Below are 20041 nucleotides of genomic sequence, written 5' to 3' on the forward strand. Positions count from 1 at the left end.
GCGGTGGCGCCGAAGTGCCGTTCGCCGCGGGCGAATGGCCGTGGGCGGTCCGTGCGGGCGGGGTCGGACGTTCCTGTCGGCCCGGAGCGGTAGAACTGGTTGACGTGACGCGTTTCGACGAGCCGCTCATCAAGGCGCTGGACCCGAAGACCGCCAAGCCGCTGGAGAGCTCGCTCAACATCTCCACGGTCGGCGACCTGCTGCGCCACTACCCCCGGCGCTACGCCGAGCGGGGCGAGCTGACCACGCTCGACGCCCTGGAGGTCGACGAGCACGTCACCGTGGTGGGCGAGGTCACCCGGCTCATGCGCAAGCCCATGCGCAACCGCTCGGGCACGTGGCTGGAGGTCGAGGTCGCCGACGGCAGGCGCAACAAGATCTACCTGTCGTTCTTCGGCCGGGTCTCCCACGTCGTCGAGGGCAGGCTCCAGCCGGGCACCCGCGCCATGTTCTCCGGCAAGGTCGGCCGCTTCGGCCGCGGCGATTCGGGCAAGTGGCAGCTCAACCACCCCGAGTTCGAGCCGTTCGAAGAGGCCGAGGCGTCGGCGGCCGAGTTCGCCGCCGCGCCGGTCCCGATCTACCCGGCCGCGGGCGGCGTCACCTCGTGGGTGATCCGCCGGGCGGTCGGCGTCGTGCTCGACACGCTCGGCCCCCTGCCCGACCCTCTGCCGGACGAGGTGCGCGCCCGCCACCGGCTGGCCGGCCTGGCCGACGCGCTGGAGTCCGTCCACCGTCCCCGCGACAAGGACGACGTCGCCCGCGCCCGCCGCAGGCTGAAGTTCGACGAGGCGTTCGTCCTGCAGGCCGTGCTGGCGCGGCGGCGCATGGCCGCGGCGGCCTGGCCCGCCGCCCCGCGCCCCCGCCGCGACGACGGTCTGCTCGCCGACTTCGACGCGCGCCTGCCCTTCCAGCTCACCGAGGGGCAGGTCGTGGTGGGGGACGAGATCGCCGCCGAGCTGGCCCGCGACCATCCCATGCACCGCCTGTTGCAGGGCGAGGTCGGCGCGGGCAAGACCGTCGTGGCCCTGCGCGCGATGCTCCAGGTCGTGGACGCCGGGGGCCAGGCCGCGCTGCTCGCCCCCACCGAGGTGCTCGCCCAGCAGCACCACCGGTCGATCACCCGCATGCTCGGCGACCTCGGCACGGGCGGGGTCTTCGGCGGCACGACGGTGTCGCTGCTCACCGGCTCCATGGGCGCGGCGGCGCGGCGCGCGGCGCTGCTCGACGCCGCCTCGGGGGCGGCCGGCATCGTCGTCGGCACCCACGCCCTGCTCCAGGAGCACGTCCAGTTCGCCGACCTCGGCCTCGTCGTCGTGGACGAGCAGCACCGCTTCGGCGTCGAGCAGCGCGACGCCCTGCGCGAGAAGGCGGGGGGCGGGCGTCCCCACGTGCTGGTCATGACGGCCACCCCGATCCCGCGCACGGTCGCGATGACCGTCTTCGGCGACCTTGAGGTCTCCACGCTGAACCAGCTCCCGGCGGGCCGCGCGCCGATCAGCTCGCACGTCGTGCCCGCGGCCGACAAGCCCCACTACCTGGACCGCACGTGGGCGCGCATCCGCGAGGAGGTCGGGCTCGGCCGTCAGGCGTACATCGTGTGCCCGCGCATCGGGGACGCCGAGGGCGACGAGGACGACCTGTTCGGCGAGATGCCCGGCGAGGGGCGTGGCTCCGACGACGACCGGCGGCCCCCGCTGGCCGTCATGGACGTGGCCCCGATGCTGTCCGGGGGCCCGCTCGCCGGGCTGCGCGTCGAGGCCCTGCACGGGCGGCTGGCTCCGGAGGAGAAGGACGCCGTGATGCGGGCCTTCACCCGGGGCGAGATCGACGTCCTGGTCGCCACGACCGTGATCGAGGTCGGCGTCGACGTCCCGAACTCGTCGGTGATGGTCATCATGGACGCCGACAGATTCGGCGTCTCCCAGCTCCACCAGCTCCGCGGCCGGGTGGGCCGGGGCGGCCTGCCGGGCCTGTGCCTGCTCGTCACCGACTCCCTGGCCGACACCCCCGCCCGCGCCCGGCTCGACGCGGTGGCGGCCACCCTGGACGGCTTCGAGCTGTCCCGCGTCGACCTCGAACAGCGCCGCGAGGGCGACGTCCTCGGCGCGGCGCAGTCGGGACGCAAGTCGTCGCTCAAGCTGCTCCAGCTCCTCCGCGACGAAGAGATCATCCGTGAGGCGCGTGAGGAGGCCACGGCGCTCTTCGTCGCCGACCCGGAGCTGAAGGACCACGAGGCGCTGGACGCCGAGATCACCCGCCTGCTCGGCGACGAGCGCGCCGAGTACCTGGAGAAGACCTGATCGCACGGCCGGGCCCGCCGCGGAACGCGGAATGACCCAGGGCCCAGCCTTGGGACGGCCTCCCCCCGAATGCCGTCCCCGGCTGGGCCCACCCTCGGGTCAGGTGCCGAGGGCACCGGCGCGCGGAAGGGCTCACGATCACGCCGGTCGGCCTTCCCCTGGGTCACCATGAAGGCCGCAGAACTCATCATGTGGGCTCGGGCCTCCCGGGGGAACGACCCTTGCGCATTCGTCGCCGACACTTGGGCACTCTTGACCTGGCGGCAGGGCCGGGGCGGGCGGCGGCGAGAATGGGCGGGTGACCCGAGTCATCGCAGGAACCGCCGGCGGCCGGCGCATCTCCGTACCCCCCGGGCGCGGCACCCGGCCGACCAGCGACCGCGCCAGGGAGGGCCTGTTCTCGACGGTCGGCTCCCTGCTCGGCCCGCTGGACGGCGCCCGGGTGCTGGACCTGTACGCGGGGTCGGGCGCGGTCGGCCTGGAGGCGCTGTCGCGCGGCGCCGCGCACGCGCTGCTGGTGGAGTCCGACGCCAAGGCGATCCGGACGATCCGCGCGAACATCGCGTCCCTGGGCCTGGAGGGCGCGGTCGTGGCGGGGGACAAGGTCGAGCGGCTGCTGTCGGGCGCCTGCGCCGAGCCGTACGACTTCGTGTTCGCCGACCCTCCCTACGCCGTCGCCGACGAGATCGTCCTGGAGATGCTGGCGCGGCTGCGGGACAACGGCTGGCTGGCCGAGGACGCCCTGGTCGCGGTGGAGCGCGAGTCCCGGGGGAAGGATCTGGTCTGGCCGTCCGGCTTCGAAGAGCAGAGGGTCCGTCGATACGGTGAAGCGTCCGTTTGGTACGGTCGCGCCGCCGGGAACCAGTGAAACTGGGGGTAAGCCTTGCGTCGTGTCGTCTGCCCGGGGTCCTTCGACCCCGTCACCAACGGTCACCTGGACATCATCGGCCGGACGTCCCGGCTCTATGACGAGGTCGTCGTCGCCGTCCTGATCAACGTGGAGAAGAAGAGCCTGTTCACCGTCGACGAGCGCATCGAGACGCTGGAGGCGGTCACGCGCGAGTACGGCAACGTGCGGGTCGAGAAGTTCTACGGCCTGCTCGTCGACTTCTGCAAGCAGCAGGGCATCCCCACGATCGTCAAGGGCCTGCGCGCGGTCAGCGACTTCGACTACGAGCTGCAGATGGCGCAGCTCAACTACCGGATGTCGGGCGTCGAGACCCTGTTCATGTCGACCAATCCCGAATACTCTTTCCTCTCGTCGAGCAGGCTGAAAGAGATCGCGCGCTATGGTGGCGACGTCTCCGGTCTCGTGCCCGAGCTCGTGCGCCGCATGCTCGTCGAACGGCTCCGCGGCTGAGTCCTGGTATCCTTTCTAATCGGCCTTGTACGACGGCGGGTGTTCGCCATGCCTCAAGAGAGCAGGAAGACGCTGCATAGTCTCGACCCCCGAGCCCCATGGGTGATCTCCACCCACGACCTGGGGCGACGACCGGGATCTATGCGCGAGAACTCCCGTGCGCTCCCGGCACCGGCGAACCTTTCCGTCGGCATGATCGGCGTCCCACAGGGCGCCGAGATCGAGCTGGATCTCCGGCTCGAAGCGGTGATGGAAGGCGTGCTCGTCACGGGCACGGCGAGCGTTCCCCTCGACGGAGAGTGCTCGCGCTGTCTGGATCCTCTGACCTCGAACGTCGAGGTCGGGTTCCAGGAGCTCTTCTTCTACTCCGCGGAGGACGCCGCCGAGGACGACCCCGTCCTCGATGGCGAGCTTCTCGACCTGGAACCGACGTTCCGCGACGCGGTGGTGCTCGCACTGCCGCTGAGCCCGGTGTGCGGCGACGACTGCCCCGGGCTGTGCGTGGAGTGCGGGGTCAAGCTGGCGGACGCCGGCCCCGACCACGGGCACGAGAAGGTCGACGCCCGCTGGGCGTCGCTGCGGACTTTGCAAAGTCAGAACGAGAACACCCAAGACCAGGAGGGTTGACGTGGCCGTCCCCAAGCGGAAGATGTCGCGGAGCAACACTCGCTCCCGCCGCGCGCAGTGGAAGACCGCCGCGCCCGCGCTCGTGAGCTGTAACCAGTGCCGGTCGCCGAAGCTGCAGCACGTGGCCTGTCCGACCTGCGGCACCTACAACCGCCGTCAGGTCATCGAACCGTCGGCCTGATCACGCCTGCGGTGGCCGGTGATCCGGCCGGATGCCCGTCATCCGGCCGGCATGACCGTCCCCCGCGAGAGGCGTGCGGTGGCGGTTCGCCCGCGGCCGTGGTGGGCGCCGGGGTTGCCGCAATCTCCCGGCGTCCACCACGTTTTCGGGCACTTCCCGCGTTATCCGCCATCGCGACCATGGTCGTGACGTGCTACGTGACGGCCGGAGCAACCCGTCCGAGGAGGAGACGTGGCCGCAGGTGGAAAGCCGGTCGCCGTTGAGGTCGCGAGGAACGAGCTGGAGTCCGTCCTCGCCGTCCGGCTCGAAGATTCGCTTCTGGAGCGGGCGCTGACGCACCGCTCGTACGCCTACGAGAACGGTGGCCTGCCCACCAACGAGCGCCTGGAGTTCCTGGGCGACTCGGTGCTGGGCCTGGTCGTCACCGACACCCTGTTCCGCGGCCATCCCGACCTGCCCGAGGGGCAGCTCGCGAAGCTGCGGGCCGCGGTGGTCAACATGCGCGCGCTCGCCGACGTCGCCCGCACGCTGGACCTGGGCCGTTTCATGCGCCTCGGCCGCGGCGAGGAGGGCACGGGCGGCCGTGACAAGTCCTCGATCCTCGCCGACACCCTTGAGGCGCTGATCGGCGCCGTCTACGTCGACAAGGGCCTGGACGAGGCGTTCCGCGTGGTCCACCTGCTGTTCGACCCGCTGATCGAACGGTCGGCGTCGCTCGGCGCGGGCCTGGACTGGAAGACCTCGCTGCAGGAGCTGACCGCCTCCGAGATGCTCGGCGTCCCCGAGTACCACGTCGAGGAGAGCGGCCCCGACCACGCCAAGTCGTTCACGGCGGTCGTCAGGGTCGGCGGGCAGGAGTACGGCTCGGGGGCCGGGCGCAGCAAGAAGGAGGCCGAGCAGCAGGCCGCGGAGGCCGCGTGGACGGCGATCCGGGCCCGCAGCGAGGCCCGCGAGAAGCTGGAGAAGGCGGCCAGCTAGCCATGCCCGAGCTGCCGGAGGTCGAGGTCGTGCGACGGGGCCTGTCGCGCTGGGTCGCGGGCCGCACGATCACCGAGGCCGAGGTGCTGCACGCCCGCGCGATCCGCAGGCACGTCCCCGGGGCCGCCGAGTTCGCCGGCAGGCTCGCCGGGCGCACCCTGGTGTCGGCGGAGCGCCGCGGCAAGTACCTCTGGATGCCCCTCGGCGACGCCGGAGGCCCCGTCGCCGACTCCCTGCTCGCCCACCTGGGCATGAGCGGCCAGCTCCTCGTCGTGGACCCGTCCTCGCCGCCGGAGAAGCACCTGCGGGTGCGCCTGAGCTTCGACGACGGCGGCCCCGAGCTGCGTTTCGTCGACCAGCGCACCTTCGGGCACCTGCTGGTGGCGCCGCTGGTGCCGCTGGCCCGTTCGGTGCCCGAGCCGATCGTCCACATCGCGGCCGACCCGCTGGAGGACGCCTTCGACGACGAGGCGTTCGCGCGGCGGCTGGCCGTCCGGCAGAGCGAGATCAAGCGGGCGCTGCTGGACCAGTCGCTGATCAGCGGCGTCGGCAACATCTACGCCGACGAGGCCTTGTGGCGCGCGGGGCTGCACGGGTGCACGCCGACCCGGGCGCTGAGCGCGCGTAAGGTCGGCGAGCTGCTCGCGGCGGTGCGCGCGGTGATGGGCGAGGCGCTCGGCCAGGGCGGGACGTCCTTCGACAGCCTGTACGTCAACGTGAACGGCGAGAGCGGCTACTTCGACCGATCGCTGAACGTGTACGGCCGCGAGGGGGAGCCGTGCGGCCGCTGCGGCGCGCCGGTCCTGCGGGAGGCGTTCATGAACAGGTCCTCCTACAGTTGCCCGCGTTGTCAACCCCGGAGCCTTCCGTGACGGCGTCCGACTCGGGTCAGGTACGTCTGAACGTGTGGGTGCGCGGTCACGTGCAGGGGGTCGGGTTCCGTTGGTGGACGCGCGCGCGGGCGCTCGAACTCGGACTTGTGGGCTCGGCGTCGAACCTGGCGGACGGGCGTGTCGAGGTCGTCGCTGAGGGGCCCCGGGACGCCTGTGAGAAGCTTCTCGCCCTGCTCAGGGGTGACACGACCCCGGGGAGGGTAGATGCAGTGGTGGAGCGGTGGTCTCCGGTTCGCGGTGGTTTTGGTGGTTTTGTGGAGCGGTAGCCGCTTCCCTTAAACCCCCTAAATGCGGTATATTTACATGTCGGGAGTGCCCATTGGTGCATTCATGGGGAGCGTTCAACTTGACCGCCTCCATCGCCGGTGCGACTCTTGAGAGGAAACACGCGCACCCCTCCCGCGGTTAGAAGTGCGCGACCCAGTTTGGTCACTCAGCGTGGAGGACCCTTAACCATGGCGAAGGCTCTACTCGGCCACGTCGGCGGTCTCGACCCTCGGATGGTCTCGGAAATGCGCCGTCTCCAGCAGCGGATCCGGGATCTGGAGGCTGAGCTCACAAGGCTCCAGGCTCAGAACGACGCTCTCGCGGCGCAGTCGCGGGATGAGGAGTTCACCCGTCTGCAGGATCGCGAGCCGGCCCTCACCTGAGGATCGGTACGGCAACACCGTCAGGGACGCCTCCCAAGGCGTCCCTTTGCTGTTCCTACGGCGCCCTCCTCCCTCGCGCGGCACCCCGCCGGCGGACCGGAGCGCCCGGCCGGGGCCCCCGCGCTCGACGATCATGAACGCGTCGCGTGCCGGCGTGCTGCCCGGCCGCCGGAGATCATTTTCCGGGCACGCCTTCCTGCGCCGTCCGCCCACCTCGAATATCGCCTGCGCGGCCTTTGTCCAATTCCGCGGTGTGGGCACGGGCGTAGCCTGGCGCTCTGCGCCGAACGGCGGCCCCGGGTGGCGGTGTTCGTGCTGGACCGTAAACCTCTCGACCGCTGATCGATCACGCCAAGATAGTTGAGGGAAGACCCAAATCCGGGCTTTCTTGGATGGATTTTCCGAGCATCATGGGCATTCTTCAAGATCTGCGTCCGGGACGGGAACCCCTGGTGGGGTGGCGGATCCGCGTCGCCGTGACCTGTGCTTCCACGATGATGGGGCGTGGCGGGAGGTGGGGACGGGCGTCGCGGTCAGGTGCTTTGCCTGTCGTTCGCATACCACCTGATGACCCGACAGATCCGGCGCGTGCCTGTCTTTCCGATATTCGTCGTACATGGTTAAAGAATGCCTTTCCTGCGCCCTTAGCGGGATACATTACCGGCACCCGCGCAGCCCGGTGAGCCCACTGATATGACCTCGTCCGCACGACCGGACCCGGCCCCGGTGACGCGCCGCCGGGCGGCACGCCCCTCCGCCGGCGCGCGGCCGTGCCGGACCGTGAAGCTCTTACGCGCCACCGGAGGATGCGCGAAGGGGTAGGGTGCCCCGCATAGATCGCTCTGACGTGGGCGATCTCGGAATGTCGGGGAGGTCGGCGGCGGGTGTATCTCAAGAACCTGACGCTGCGCGGCTTCAAGTCCTTCGCCTCCGCCACGGCGCTGAAGTTCGAGCCCGGGATCACCTGTGTCGTCGGCCCCAACGGGTCGGGCAAGTCCAACGTCGTCGACGCGCTCGCCTGGGTGATGGGCGAGCACAGCGCCAAGTCGCTGCGCGGCGGCAAGATGGAGGACGTCATCTTCGCCGGGACGTCCTCGCGGCCCCCGCTCGGCCGGGCCGAGGTCACGCTGACGATCGACAACACCGACGGCGCCCTGCCCATCGACTACACCGAGGTGACGATCAGCCGGCTGATGTTCCGGTCGGGTCAGAGCGAGTACGCCATCAACGGCGACACCTGCCGCCTGCTGGACATCCAGGAACTGCTGTCGGACTCGGGCATCGGGCGCGAGATGCACGTCATCGTGGGCCAGGGCCAGCTCGACACCGTCCTGCACGCCGGCCCCGAGGAGCGCAGGGCGTTCATCGAGGAGGCCGCGGGCGTCCTGAAGCACCGCAAGCGCAAAGAGAAGGCGCTGCGCAAGCTCGACGCCATGCAGGCCAACCTCACCCGTGTCCAGGACCTGGTCAACGAGCTGCGCCGCCAGCTCAAGCCGCTGGGCCGCCAGGCGGAGATCGCGCGCAGGGCCGCGGTGATCCAGGCCGACCTGCGCGACGCCCGCCTGCGCCTGCTCGCCGACGACGTCGTCCGGCTGCGCACCCGCCTGGAGCAGGAGGCCGCCGACGAGGCCGCCGTGCGGGTGCGGCGCGCCGAGGTCGAGGGGCAACTGGAGGCCGGGCAGGCCAGGGAGGCCGAGCTGGAGGCCGCCGAGGCCGCCGCGCAGCCCCGCCTCGCCTCCGCCCAGGAGACCTACTACCGCCTGGCCGCGCTCAAGGAGCGGTTCCACAGCGTCGGCACGCTCGCGGGCGAGCGCCAGCGGCACGCCCTGGAGGCGGCCTCGATCGAGCGGCGCGGGCGCGACCCGGAGGACTACGAGCGCGAGGCCGCCGAGGTCCGCGCGCGTGAAGAGAACCTGAAGGTCGAGCTGGAGCAGGCCGAGGAGGTCCTGGAGCAGGCGGTCTGGCGGCGCACCGAGGCCGAGGAGGCGCTGGCGGACGAGGAGCGCCGCCTGGCCGCGGCGGCGCGGGCGGCGGCCGACCGCCGCGAGGGCCTGGCCCGGCTGCGGGGCGAGGTCGCCGCCGTGCGGGGCCGCGCGCGGGCCGCGGAGGAGGAGATCGGGCGTCTCGGCAAGGCCATGTCCGAGGCACGGCAGCGCGCCGAGCGCGCCCGGGAGGACCACGACGCCGAGCGCCTCGCGGGCCCCGCCGCCGAGCCTGAGCTGGCCGAGGAGCTGGCCCTGTCCCAGGAGAGCGTGTCGGAGGCCGAGGCCGCGGTCGAGGCGGCCAGGACGGCCGTGGAGGAGGCCAGAGCCGCCGTGGAGGGCCCGCGGCGGGCGTTGGCCGAGGCCAGGACGGCGGTGGGCGCGGCGCGCGCGGCCGACCAGGAGGCGCAGCGCGCGGTGGCGGCGCTGGAGGCCCGCCGCGACGCCCTGGAGATGGGCCTGGCCGAGGGCGCGGACGGCGGCGCGGCGCTGCTGGCGGCCGGGCTGCCCGGCGTGCTCGGGCCGATGGCCACGCTGATGAGCGTGCGGCCCGGGGCCGAGGTCGCCGTGGCCGCCGTGCTGGGGGCCGCCGCCGAGGCCGTGGCCGTCGAGTCGCACGCGACGGTCGTGGAGGCCCTCGAACTGCTGCGGGCCAAGGGCGCGGGCAAGGCCGGCCTGGTCGTCGCCTCCGACGCCGTCGTGCCCCGGCCGGCGCCCGCCGACGGCCTGGTGTGGGCGGCCGACCTGGTCACCGTGCCGGAGGCGTTCCGCAGGGCCGCCGACGGCCTGCTGTCCGGCGTGGTCGTGGTGGACGACCCGCAGGCCGCCACGCGGGTGGTCCGTGAGCGTCCCGAGCTGCGCGCCGTCACCTGGGCGGGTGACCTGGTCGGCGCCCACTACGCGCACGGCGGGTCGGGCGGCGGCACGTCGGTGCTCCAGATGCGCACCGCGCTGGACCAGGCCGTCGCGGACCTGGCCGAGGTGACGGAGACCGCCGCGCGCACCGTCGCCGCGCTGGAGGAGGCCGCCGAAGCCGAGCGCACGGCGCAGCAGGCGGTCGAGTCCGCCCAGGCCCGGGTGAGCCAGGCGCAGACCGGCGCCGACGCCGCGCAGGCGGGCGTCAAGGCCGCCCGGCGGGCGCTGGACGGCGTGCGGGGCAGGCAGCGGGAGGCCGACCAGCGGCTCGCCGTCGCGGCCAGGCGGCTGGCCCAGCTCGACGCCGCGGCGGACGCCGCGCGCCAGGAGTGCGACCGGCTGGCCGCCAACGTCGCCGCCGCCGAGGAGGCCCGCGACCGCGACCTGGCCGGGGTCGTGGAGCTGGAGGAGCGCCTGGCCGAGGCCGAGTACGCCGACGAGCTCGCCGCCGAGCCGACCACCGAGACCCGCGACGAGCTCGCCGCGACCTGCGCGGTGGCCCGGCAGGCCGAGATGGAGGCACGGCTGTCGGTCCGCACCGCCGAGGAGCGCGTCAAGGGCATCGCGGGCCGCGCCGACCACCTGACGCGCGCCGCCCGCCGTGAGCGCGAGGAGCGGGCGGGCGCCGCCGCGCTGCGCGAGCGCCGCCGCGCGCAGGCCGCGGTGGCCGAGGCCGTCGTGCACGGTGCCGGGCGCGCGCTCGGACTGCTGGAGGCGTCCCTGGCGGCGGCGGCCGGGGAACGCGAGGAGGCCGAGCGGGCGCGGGGCGAGATCGACGCCGGGCTGAAGGCCGTCCGGGTGCGGGTCCGCGAGCTGTCCGGCGAGCTGGACGGCCTGGTCAACCGCGTCCACGGCACCGAGGTCGCCCGCACCGAGCAGCGCCTGCGCCTGGAGCAGATGGAGTCCAGGGCCATGGAGGAGTTCGGCGTCGAGGTGGACGCGCTGACCTCCGAGTACGGCCCCGACCAGCCGGTGCCGGTCGCCGACGGCGATCCCGCGCCGTACGTCCGCGAGGAGCAGGAGAAGCGGGCGCGGGTGGCCGAGAAGCAGATGGCGCAGCTCGGCAAGGTCAACCCGCTGGCGCTGGAGGAGTTCGCCGCGCTGGAGGAGCGCCACACCTTCCTGAACTCCCAGCTCGAAGACCTGCGCAAGACCCGGCGCGACCTGCTGCTCGTGGTCAAGGAGGTCGACGAGCGGGTGGAGCAGGTCTTCACGGCCGCCTACGAGGACGTCGCCCGCGAGTTCGAGGCGATCTTCACGCGCGTGTTCCCCGGCGGCGAGGGCCGCCTGCTGCTGACCGACCCCGCCGACATGCTGACCACGGGGGTGGACGTCGAGGCGCGGCCACCGGGCAAGAAGGTCAAGCGCCTGTCGCTGTTGTCGGGCGGCGAGCGGTCGCTGACGGCCGTGGCGTTCCTGATCTCGATCTTCAAGGCGCGCCCGTCGCCGTTCTACGTCATGGACGAGGTCGAGGCAGCGCTGGACGACACCAACACCCAGCGGCTGCTCACCCTGTTCGAGGAGCTGCGGCAGAGCTCGCAGCTCATCGTGATCACCCACCAGAAGCGCACGATGGAGATCGCCGACGCGTTGTACGGGGTGAGCATGCGCGGGGACGGCGTCACGCAGGTCGTCAGCCAGCGTCTGCGCGAGCGGGAGAGCGCCTGACGCCGTGCCGACCTTCCAGGTTCGGCCTAGAAGTCAGGAAATGTCGGTATAACCGCCGCACGAGGGGCGAGCCCGGGCGGCAGCACGCCCGCCCGTCTGGAAAACTGACATCTTGTGGATGGGTATCTCGGCATCATCGTGATCGTCATCGTCGTCGCGGCGCTCGCGCTGGGCGGCATGTTCCTGCTGTTCCGGCCCAGCCGGCGCCACGCGCCGCCGGTCCCCCCGCCGCAGGCGCCGACTCTTCCCGAGCGCGAGCAGGCCCCGCCGGCCGGCGTGATCGAGGAAGACACCATCACCACCACCGTGCCGCCTCCGGCCAGGCCGGTGGAGCCCGTGGTGGTTCCCGAGATCGAGATCCCCCCTCCCTCCGCGGGGCGCATGGTGCGGCTGCGCGCCCGGCTCGCCCGCTCGCAGACCTCTCTCGGCAAGGGCCTGCTCGAACTGCTGTCCCGCGACCGTCTCGACGACGACGCCTGGGACGAGGTCGAGGACACCCTGATCACCGCCGATGTCGGCGTCGCCCCCACCCGCGCCATGGTCGACGAGCTGCGCACCCGCGTGAAGGTCCTCGGCTCCCGCGACGTCGGCCAGGTGCGCGGGCTGCTGCGCGAGCAGCTCCTCACCCAGATCGGCGCCGACATGGACCGCACGCTGCGCACCGCCCCGCACGGCGAGCGTCCCGCCGTCGTCCTGGTGGTCGGCGTCAACGGCACCGGCAAGACCACCACCACCGGCAAGCTCGCCCGCGCGCTGATCGGCGACGGCCGCACGGTCGTCCTCGGCGCCGCCGACACCTTCCGGGCCGCCGCCGCCGACCAGCTCCAGACCTGGGGCGAGCGCGTCGGCGCCGAGGTGGTCCGCAAGGACGAGGGCGCCGACCCGGCGTCCGTGGCCTTCGACGCGGTCAGCAAGGGCATCGACGACAAGGTGGACACCGTCATCGTCGACACGGCGGGCCGCCTGCACACCAAGACCGGCCTCATGGACGAGCTCGGCAAGGTCAAGCGGGTCATCGAGAAGAAGGCGACGGTGGACGAGGTCCTGCTCGTCCTGGACGCCACCACCGGCCAGAACGGCATGCGCCAGGCCCAGGTCTTCGCCGAGGCGGTCAACGTCACCGGCATCGTGCTGACCAAGCTGGACGGCACGGCCAAGGGCGGCATCGTCATCGCCGTCCAGCGCGAGCTGGGCGTCCCGGTCAAGCTCGTCGGCCTCGGCGAGGGCCCCGACGACCTGGCCCCCTTCGACCCCGAGGTCTTCGTGGACGCCATCCTCGGCGACAACGGCCGCTGACGGGCGCCCGGCCTCCGCCGCGGATGGCGGAGGCCGGGGGCACGGTCAGTCCCGCAGGAAGGCGCGCAGGTCCTCCAGGGGAGGGGCGATGTCGATGCCCTGCTCGGCGAGCCAGGAGTCGTCGCCGTAGGTGCAGCGGTAGCGTTCGCCGCCGTCGCAGATCAGCGTGACCACGCTCCCGTGCTCGCCGTTCGCGCGCATCTGCTTGATGATCTCGACGGCGGCGGCGACGTTCGTGCCCGTGGACCCGCCGACGTCCCGCCCGGTGACCTCCCGCACCCAGCGCATGGCCGCGATCGAGGCGGCGTCGGGCACCTGGACCATGCGGTCGATGACCGTGGGCAGGAAGGACGGCTCGACCCGCGGGCGGCCGATGCCCTCGATCCGCGACCCGCGGGCCGTCGTGCCCGCCTCGCCGTCGACCCAGGACGGGTAGAACGCCGAGCCGTCGGGGTCCACGACGGCGAGGCGGGTGGCGTGGCGGCGGTAGCGGATGTACCGGCCGATCGTGGCGGAGGTGCCGCCGGTGCCGGCGCCGACGACGATCCAGGCGGGCTCGGGGTGCCGCTCCAGGGACATCTGCTGGTAGATGCTCTCGGCGATGTTGTTGTTGCCCCGCCAGTCGGTGGCGCGCTCGGCGTAGGTGAACTGGTCCATGAAGTGGCCGCCGGTGTCCTCGGCGAGGCGGTGCGACTCCTCGTAGATCGCCTTGGGGTCCTCGACGAGCCGGCACTTGCCGCCGTAGAACTCGATGAGCGCGATCTTCTCCGGCGAGGTGGAGGCGGGCATGACCGCGACGAACGGCAGGCCCAGCATGCGGCAGAAGTAGGCTTCGCTGACGGCGGTGGAGCCGCTGGACGCCTCGATGACGGTCGTGGACGGGCCGATGTTGCCGTTCGCCAGGCCGTACAGGAACAACGATCTGGCCAGGCGGTGTTTGAGCGAGCCGGTGGGGTGGACGGACTCGTCCTTCAGGTACAGGTCGACGCCCCAGCGCGGGGGGAGGGGGAACACGTGCAGGTGGGTGTCGCAGCTGCGGTTGGCGTCGGCCTCGACCGTGCGGATCGCCTCGGCCACCCAGTCCCGCGTCGTACGGTCATGCCGGTCCAGGTACTTCATGGCGCCACCGTACCCGCTACCGTATCTGTGTGAGCCTGACCACAGTTTCTACCGTTTTGGGTAGGGTCTGTTACTATAATGATACTTGTCCGGCACCGGGTGTGACGTCGCCACCTCGGGCCATACCGCTTCACGGGCCTCCCTGACCAGCCACAACCCTTAACGTCACACTTATGGGTGAACCATGAGCATGTGATCGGCCGTCAGATGGAGTAGCGGTTACCGAACCTGCATGGGTTCATGCCGGATGGGTAACGGGGGTCAGCAGGCATGAGGGGGATGAACATGATCTCGATGACCGAGCAGCAGCGTCGTGCGTGGTTCGAACGCGACGTCATGCCGGTGACCAGCCAGCTCTTCGCGTCGGCGATGCGACTCACCCGCAACACGGCGGACGCCGAGGACCTCGTGCAGGAGACGGTGGCCAAGGCCTACACCTCGTACCACCAGTTCCGGCCGGGGACCAACCTGAAGGCGTGGCTGCACCGGATCCTGACGAACAATTTCATCAACGACTACCGCAAGCAGCAGCGGTCGCCGAAGCTGTCCACGGCGGAGGACATCGAGGACTGGCAGCTCGCCGCCGCGGAGTCCCACATGTCCACGGGGCTGCGCTCGGCGGAGACCGAGGCGCTTGAGCAGCTTCCCGACAGCGTCGTGATGAACGCGTTGCGCGCCCTTCCGGAGGAGTTCCGCGTCGCGGTGTACCTCGCGGACGTGGAAGGCTTCGCCTACAAGGAGATCGCCGAGCGCATGGGCACGCCGATCGGCACGGTCATGTCGCGGCTGCACCGCGGCCGCCGCCAGCTCCGGACGATGCTGGAAGGCTACGCCCACGAAGAGGGCGCGGTGCGGGTCCCGCAGTTCCAGGCCGCCTGATCTCGGGCCGCCCTCCCCTGGGACCTCTTCCAAGGCCGGTACGGCGTGTCCGTGCCGGCCTTCGTCATGTCCTCGCGGGCCCGCGGAATCACGCGGCGGTGGCGGCGATCAGGGCGACGGCGCCGAGGGCGAGGCCGATGCCCGACGCCTGGACGGCGTTGAGCCGCTCCTTCAGCACCCAGCGGGCCAGCACCAGCGTGCTGGCCGGGTACAGCGACACGAGCACCGCCACCACGACGAGCAGGCCACGCTGGGCCGCCAGCAGGTAGAGCACGTTGGCCGCCATGTCGAGCACGCCCGCCGTGACGATCGTGGGCAGCGACCCGCGCCCGGGGCGCAGCGTGCGCCCCGTGAACAGGGCCAGCGCCGCGACCAGGGTGACCGAGGCCAGGCGCGCGCCGAACAGCGGCCACATGCCGGTGCCCTCGGGCACCTGCTTGAGCAGGACGAAGAACGCGCCGAAGCCCGCCCCCGCCGCCAGGGCCTGGACGACGGGCCCGAACGTCATGCGCGCGCCGGGGGTGGTGGAGTCGCGGCCGACGAGGATCACCGCGCCGAGCGCGAGCGCCACCCCGCCGAGCGCGAGCGGCTCCGGCCGTTCGCCCATGGTGAGGCCGACGAGCACGGGCAGCGCCACCGACATGGTGGCGGTCGTGGGCGCGACCACCGACATCACGCCCCCGGCCAGCGCCCGGTAGAAGAAGATCAGCGCGAGGCCGCCGCAGAGCCCGGCGGCCATGCCCCAGACCAGCCCTCCGAGGCTCGGCGCGCCCGGCAGGAGCGGGAGCAGCGGCAGCACGAAGAGCAGCCCCGCGATCTGGCTGAACAGCACGACGGCGAGGACTCGGGAACGTCTGGTGGCGAGCCCGCCGAAGAAGTCGGCCATGCCGTACACGACGGCACAGATGGTCGCCAGCAGTACCGCGGCCATCGCCGCTCACCCCCCAGTCCAATGCACTCTTAGTGCAATATATTAGGACTAATCCGGTGCACAGAACGGACACTACACTGCACTCATGCCGGATCCGGAAACCGTCACCGCCGCGATCGCCAGCAACGTCCGCGCCCAGCGCGCCCACCGCGGCCTGACGCTGGACGCCCTGGCGGCCCGCTCGGGCGTGAGCCGTGGCATGCTCGTGCAGATCGAGCAGTGCCGCACCAACCCCAGCGTCTCCACTCTCACGCGCATCGCCGACGCCCTCGGGGTGACGGTCGCCCGCCTGGTGGAGGTCTCCGACACCCCGGTGGTCCGGGTCGTGCACGCCACCGACGTCGCCACTCTGTGGCGCAGCGACAAGGGCGGCTCCGCGCGGCTTCTCGTCGGCTCCGACGCCCCCGCGATCCTGGAACTGTGGGACTGGACGCTCGGGCCGGGGGAGCACCACGACGGCGACGCCCACCCCGCGGGCACCCGCGAGATGCTCACGGTCCTGGAGGGCGAGCTGACCCTGACGGTATACGGCGGCGCCCACGTCGTCGGGCGGGACGAGGCCGTCCTGTTCAGCGCCGACCGGCCGCACCGCTACGCCAACGAGACCGCGGGCACGCTGCGGTTCATCATGGTCGTCACCGAGCCCCGCCAGGCCCCCGACCACGTGCCCGGCGAGTAGAGCCCTCCGCCCGTCCCCGTGCCGCGACCTTACGGACACATCACGTCTCGCTCACAACGGTGCGAGGGCATGTCCGATACGGGTACATCATCGGTGTGCAGGAGCTGAAGACTCATCCCCTCGGCCGGCTCCGCGGCCGCGCCCCGGTCCCGCCGATGGTCGCCCGGGGGGTGGACGGGTGACCGACCCTTGCGCGGCCATGGCCAAGCTGCGTGTCGAGCTCGCGGGGCTCGGCGTCGACGACGCGTACGCCGTGTGCGAGGAAGCCATGCTTTCTGTCTGGATTGGGCTGGTCGTCACGTACCGTGATGGCTTTTACCGTTGGCAGGAGGGTGTGGTGAAACGTCGCCATCTGGGTACGGATCCGGGTGGATGCGCCATTCGGGTGGCGCGTCGTTACGCGGAGTTGCGGGCCGACGTTCCTTCCTGGTGGGAGGAGCTCGCCAAGACTTTGCGGGGGGAAACGGCAGAAAAGTACCCGTAACCCCTGCCGCTGTCCGGGGGGAGCTTACGGTGGCTGGATTTCGCGCGGGGATACTGTGGCCGCTCCTTCCGCTCTCGCTCTCCCTCACGACGCTGCTCGTCCTGTCAGGCTGCGGCGAGGTGGCCGCCCCGATCCGGAGGAACCAGAGAGATGACGTCGCCCCCGTCCGCACCTCGCCCCCGGTCCGCCCGGCGGCGGACCCGGCCCTGCTGGCCTTCCGCGTGATCGCCCAGCAGCCCGGCTGGCCCGGCTCCCGGCCCGTCGTCGCGCCGCGCCGCCGCTCCATCCCCTGCGAGCGGGTCAAGTGCGTGGCGCTGACCTTCGACGACGGCCCCTTCGACTACACCGGCAGGCTGCTGGACATGCTCGCCGAGCACCACGCCAAGGCCACGTTCTTCGTGGTCGGCCAGATGGTGAACCCCTTCACCCAGGTCCAGCTGCGCCGCATGGTCTCCGAGGGGCACGAGCTCGGCAACCACTCCTGGGACCATCCGTCGCTGCCGTCGCTGTCCTCCGAGGCCCTGCTCACCCAGCTCGAACGCACCCAGGCCGCGGTCAGGAACGCCACCGGCGTGACCATGCGGCTCATGCGCCCCCCGTACGGGGCCACCGACGGCAAGGTCGCCGACGCCACCCGGCGCGCCGATCTCGCCCAGATCCTCTGGGACGTCGACACCCTCGACTGGCGCGACAAGGACAGCGGGGTCATCGCGCGGCGCGCCGCGGACGCCAAACCCGGCTCGGTGGTGCTCATGCACGACATCCACAAGACCACGGTCGAGGCCGTGCCGAACCTGCTGCGCGACCTCGCGGCCAAGGGCTACACGTTCGTGACGGTCTCGGAGCTGTACGGCGACAAGAAGCTCGCCGCGGGCGGGAAGTACGCGGGCGAGGCCGCCGAGCAGGAGAAGAAGCGCCCCTGACGCCGGCCCCGCCGCAGGCGGGTCAGCCGCGCTTGGACCTGGCGAGCGTGCGGGCGCGGCTGGCGGCGTCCAGCACGACCTTGCGCAGGCGGACGGTCTGCGGCGTGATCTCCACGCACTCGTCCTCGCGGCAGAACTCCAGCGCCTGCTCCAGCGAGAGCGAGCGCGGCGGGATGACCTTCTCGGTCTCCTCGCTCGTGGAGGACCGCATGTTCGTGAGCTTCTTCTCCTTGGTGATGTTCACGTCCATGTCGTCGGCGCGGCTGTTCTCTCCGACGATCATGCCCTCGTACACCTCGGTGCCCGGCGAGACGAACAGCGTGCCGCGCTCCTGGAGGTTGAGCATCGCGAAGGCCGTGACGGCGCCCGCCCGGTCGGCGACCAGGGAGCCGCTGCTGCGGGTGCGCAGCTCGCCGAACCACGGCTCGTACGCCTCGAAGACGTGGTGCACCAGGCCGGTGCCGCGCGTCTCGGTGAGGAACTCGGTGCGGAAGCCGATCAGCCCGCGGGCGGGCACCACGAACTCCATGCGGATCCAGCCGGTGCCGTGGTTGGTCATGTGCTCCATGCGGCCCTTGCGGACGGCCAGGAGCTGGGTGATCGCGCCCAGGTACTCCTCGGGGGCGTCCACCGTCAGCCGCTCCACCGGCTCGTGCACCTTGCCGTCGATGTCGCGGGTGACCACCTGCGGCTTGCCGACGGTCAGCTCGTACCCCTCGCGGCGCATCTGCTCCACCAGGACGGCCAGCGCCAGCTCGCCGCGTCCCTGGACCTCCCAGGCGTCGGGACGGTCGGTCGGCAGCACGCGCAGCGACACGTTGCCGACGAGCTCCTTGTCCAGACGGTCCTTGACGAGGCGGGCGGTGACCTTGCCGCCCTTGACCTTGCCCACCAGGGGGCTGGTGTTGGTGCCGATCGTCATCGAGATCGCCGGCTCGTCCACCGTGATCAGCGGCAGCGGACGCGGGTCGTCGGGGTCGGCGAGGGTCTCACCGATCATGATGTCCGGGATGCCGGCGATGGCGATGATGTCGCCGGGCCCGGCCTCCTCGGCGGGCTTGCGCTCCAGGGCCTCGGTCATCAGCAGCTCGCTGATCTTGACCCGCTGGATGCTGCCGTCGGTGCGGCACCAGGCGACCTGCTGGCCTTTCTTGATCGTGCCCTGGTGGACGCGGCACAGGGCGATGCGGCCGAGGTAGCTGGAGGCGTCCAGGTTGGTGACGTGGGCCTGCAGCGGCGCGGACGGGTCGAACACCGGGGCCGGGATCGTCGAGGCGATCGTCTCGAACAGCGGCTCCAGGTCGTCGGAGTCGGGCATGCCGCCGTCCGCCGGGCGGGTCAGGCTGGCCCGGCCGGCCTTGGCGGAGGCGTAGACGATCGGGAAGTCGATCTGCTCCTCGGTGGCGTCGAGGTCCATGAACAGCTCGTACACCTCGTCCACGACCTCGGCGATGCGGGCGTCGGGACGGTCCACCTTGTTGATGCAGAGGATGACCGGCATCTTGGCGGTCAGCGCCTTGCGCAGCACGAAGCGCGTCTGGGGCAGCGGGCCCTCGGAGGCGTCGACCAGCAGAACGACGCCGTCGACCATCGACAGGCCGCGCTCGACCTCGCCGCCGAAGTCGGCGTGGCCGGGGGTGTCGATGATGTTGAGGGTCATGCCGCCGTGCCGGACGGCGGTGTTCTTGGCGAGAATGGTGATGCCCTTCTCGCGCTCCAGGTCGTTGGAGTCCATGACCCGCTCGTCGACGTCCTGGTTGGCGCGGAAGGCTCCGGACTGCCAGAGCATGGCGTCCACCAGCGTGGTCTTGCCGTGGTCGACGTGCGCGATGATCGCGATGTTCCGCAGGTCGTCGCGGCTGTTCAAAGGCATGATGGAGTCTCGCTCTGGTTCGTGGGGGCCGGCCGCGGACATCGCGGCCCCCACCATTTTAGGCGATCGCCCTTACCGCCACGCGCGCCTCCGTGCAAACGCGGACAATTCCCACAGATTTCACCAAGTCCGGATCTCGCCGATGAGCAGGCCGAATGCCGGTATCCGGACACCCGGGAAGGCCGTGCGCGGAGTCAAGGAACCCGGCACGCTGGACTAACCCCTCCCGCCTCGGGAAGACAGCCAGCATGGTGGACGAAGGACTGACGCGATTCGCCGCCACCGAACGGGTAGTGCAGCCGC

At 71.6% G+C, this 20041-nt stretch carries 18 protein-coding genes; 15 read left to right on the top strand and 3 right to left on the bottom strand.

Annotation, left to right across the window (positions count from 1 at the left end; translation table 11 throughout):
• The first annotated feature begins 104 nt into the window (after positions 1 to 104).
• The 11 genes from recG (at position 105) to ftsY (ending at position 12850) form a co-directional block, all read left to right on the top strand.
• Positions 105 to 2300, top strand: coding sequence for an ATP-dependent DNA helicase RecG (gene recG, locus BJ982_RS14315; protein ID WP_184880337.1), 2196 nt, complete (start codon positions 105 to 107; stop codon positions 2298 to 2300).
• A 298-nt stretch (positions 2301 to 2598) separates the two neighbouring features.
• The gene (rsmD, locus tag BJ982_RS14320) at positions 2599 to 3168 is read left to right on the top strand and encodes a 16S rRNA (guanine(966)-N(2))-methyltransferase RsmD (RefSeq protein ID WP_184880339.1); all 570 of its coding nucleotides are present in this window, start codon (positions 2599 to 2601) and stop codon (positions 3166 to 3168) included.
• Between the two features lie 15 nt (positions 3169 to 3183).
• Entirely contained in the window at positions 3184 to 3660 is a 477-nt protein-coding gene (coaD, locus tag BJ982_RS14325) for a pantetheine-phosphate adenylyltransferase (protein WP_184880341.1), read from the top strand.
• A 48-nt stretch (positions 3661 to 3708) separates the two neighbouring features.
• Positions 3709 to 4287, top strand: a complete 579-nt coding sequence (locus BJ982_RS14330; RefSeq protein WP_184880343.1) for a YceD family protein — start codon at positions 3709 to 3711, stop codon at positions 4285 to 4287.
• A 1-nt stretch (position 4288) separates the two neighbouring features.
• A complete protein-coding gene (gene rpmF / locus BJ982_RS14335) occupies positions 4289 to 4468 on the top strand; it encodes a 50S ribosomal protein L32 (protein WP_184612450.1) in 180 nt (59 codons plus the stop codon).
• Between the two features lie 279 nt (positions 4469 to 4747).
• Complete coding sequence (gene rnc, locus BJ982_RS14340) at positions 4748 to 5446, top strand: ribonuclease III (protein WP_221482733.1); 699 nt, start codon at positions 4748 to 4750, stop codon at positions 5444 to 5446.
• A 2-nt stretch (positions 5447 to 5448) separates the two neighbouring features.
• Positions 5449 to 6318 (top strand): bifunctional DNA-formamidopyrimidine glycosylase/DNA-(apurinic or apyrimidinic site) lyase, encoded by an 870-nt coding sequence (gene mutM, locus BJ982_RS14345; RefSeq protein ID WP_184880347.1) that lies wholly within the window; start codon positions 5449 to 5451, stop codon positions 6316 to 6318.
• Positions 6315 to 6605, top strand: coding sequence for an acylphosphatase (locus tag BJ982_RS14350; protein ID WP_184880350.1), 291 nt, complete (start codon positions 6315 to 6317; stop codon positions 6603 to 6605). The genes mutM and BJ982_RS14350 overlap by 4 nt, the downstream gene beginning before the upstream one ends.
• A gap of 189 nt (positions 6606 to 6794) precedes the next feature.
• On the top strand, positions 6795 to 6989 hold the full coding sequence (locus tag BJ982_RS38490) for a hypothetical protein (protein ID WP_114027795.1): 195 nt from the start codon (positions 6795 to 6797) through the stop codon (positions 6987 to 6989).
• Between the two features lie 884 nt (positions 6990 to 7873).
• On the top strand, positions 7874 to 11554 hold the full coding sequence (smc, locus tag BJ982_RS14360; RefSeq protein WP_184880354.1) for a chromosome segregation protein SMC: 3681 nt from the start codon (positions 7874 to 7876) through the stop codon (positions 11552 to 11554).
• Between the two features lie 114 nt (positions 11555 to 11668).
• Positions 11669 to 12850 carry a signal recognition particle-docking protein FtsY gene (ftsY, locus tag BJ982_RS14365; protein ID WP_184880356.1) on the top strand — a complete coding sequence of 394 codons (1182 nt, stop codon included), beginning with the start codon at positions 11669 to 11671 and terminating at the stop codon, positions 12848 to 12850.
• Between the two features lie 45 nt (positions 12851 to 12895).
• Here ftsY and BJ982_RS14370 read toward each other — a convergent pair whose 3' ends face one another.
• Positions 12896 to 13969 carry a PLP-dependent cysteine synthase family protein gene (locus BJ982_RS14370; RefSeq protein WP_184880358.1) on the bottom strand — a complete coding sequence of 358 codons (1074 nt, stop codon included), beginning with the start codon at positions 13967 to 13969 and terminating at the stop codon, positions 12896 to 12898.
• A gap of 285 nt (positions 13970 to 14254) precedes the next feature.
• Between BJ982_RS14370 and BJ982_RS14375 the strand changes: the two genes are divergently transcribed.
• Entirely contained in the window at positions 14255 to 14848 is a 594-nt protein-coding gene (locus BJ982_RS14375) for a sigma-70 family RNA polymerase sigma factor (protein WP_184880360.1), read from the top strand.
• An 88-nt stretch (positions 14849 to 14936) separates the two neighbouring features.
• On the opposite strand, the gene BJ982_RS14380 is transcribed toward BJ982_RS14375, so the two are convergent.
• A complete protein-coding gene (locus tag BJ982_RS14380) occupies positions 14937 to 15779 on the bottom strand; it encodes an EamA family transporter (RefSeq protein WP_184880361.1) in 843 nt (280 codons plus the stop codon).
• An 85-nt stretch (positions 15780 to 15864) separates the two neighbouring features.
• Between BJ982_RS14380 and BJ982_RS14385 the strand changes: the two genes are divergently transcribed.
• The 3 genes from BJ982_RS14385 to BJ982_RS14395 all read left to right on the top strand — a co-directional run bounded on the left by BJ982_RS14385 (position 15865) and on the right by BJ982_RS14395 (position 17865).
• A complete protein-coding gene (locus BJ982_RS14385; protein WP_184880363.1) occupies positions 15865 to 16458 on the top strand; it encodes a helix-turn-helix domain-containing protein in 594 nt (197 codons plus the stop codon).
• 199 nt (positions 16459 to 16657) lie between these two features.
• Positions 16658 to 16942, top strand: a complete 285-nt coding sequence (locus tag BJ982_RS14390; protein ID WP_184880365.1) for a hypothetical protein — start codon at positions 16658 to 16660, stop codon at positions 16940 to 16942.
• 29 nt (positions 16943 to 16971) lie between these two features.
• On the top strand, positions 16972 to 17865 hold the full coding sequence (locus BJ982_RS14395) for a polysaccharide deacetylase family protein (protein WP_239123337.1): 894 nt from the start codon (positions 16972 to 16974) through the stop codon (positions 17863 to 17865).
• A 22-nt stretch (positions 17866 to 17887) separates the two neighbouring features.
• Here BJ982_RS14395 and typA read toward each other — a convergent pair whose 3' ends face one another.
• Positions 17888 to 19738: a translational GTPase TypA gene (gene typA / locus BJ982_RS14400; protein ID WP_184880369.1), complete on the bottom strand. Its 1851-nt coding sequence runs from the start codon at positions 19736 to 19738 to the stop codon at positions 17888 to 17890.
• Positions 19739 to 20041: the final 303 nt, after the last annotated feature.

Origin of the sequence: Sphaerisporangium siamense, assembly GCF_014205275.1 — a bacterium.
GTDB lineage: Bacteria > Actinomycetota > Actinomycetes > Streptosporangiales > Streptosporangiaceae > Sphaerisporangium > Sphaerisporangium siamense.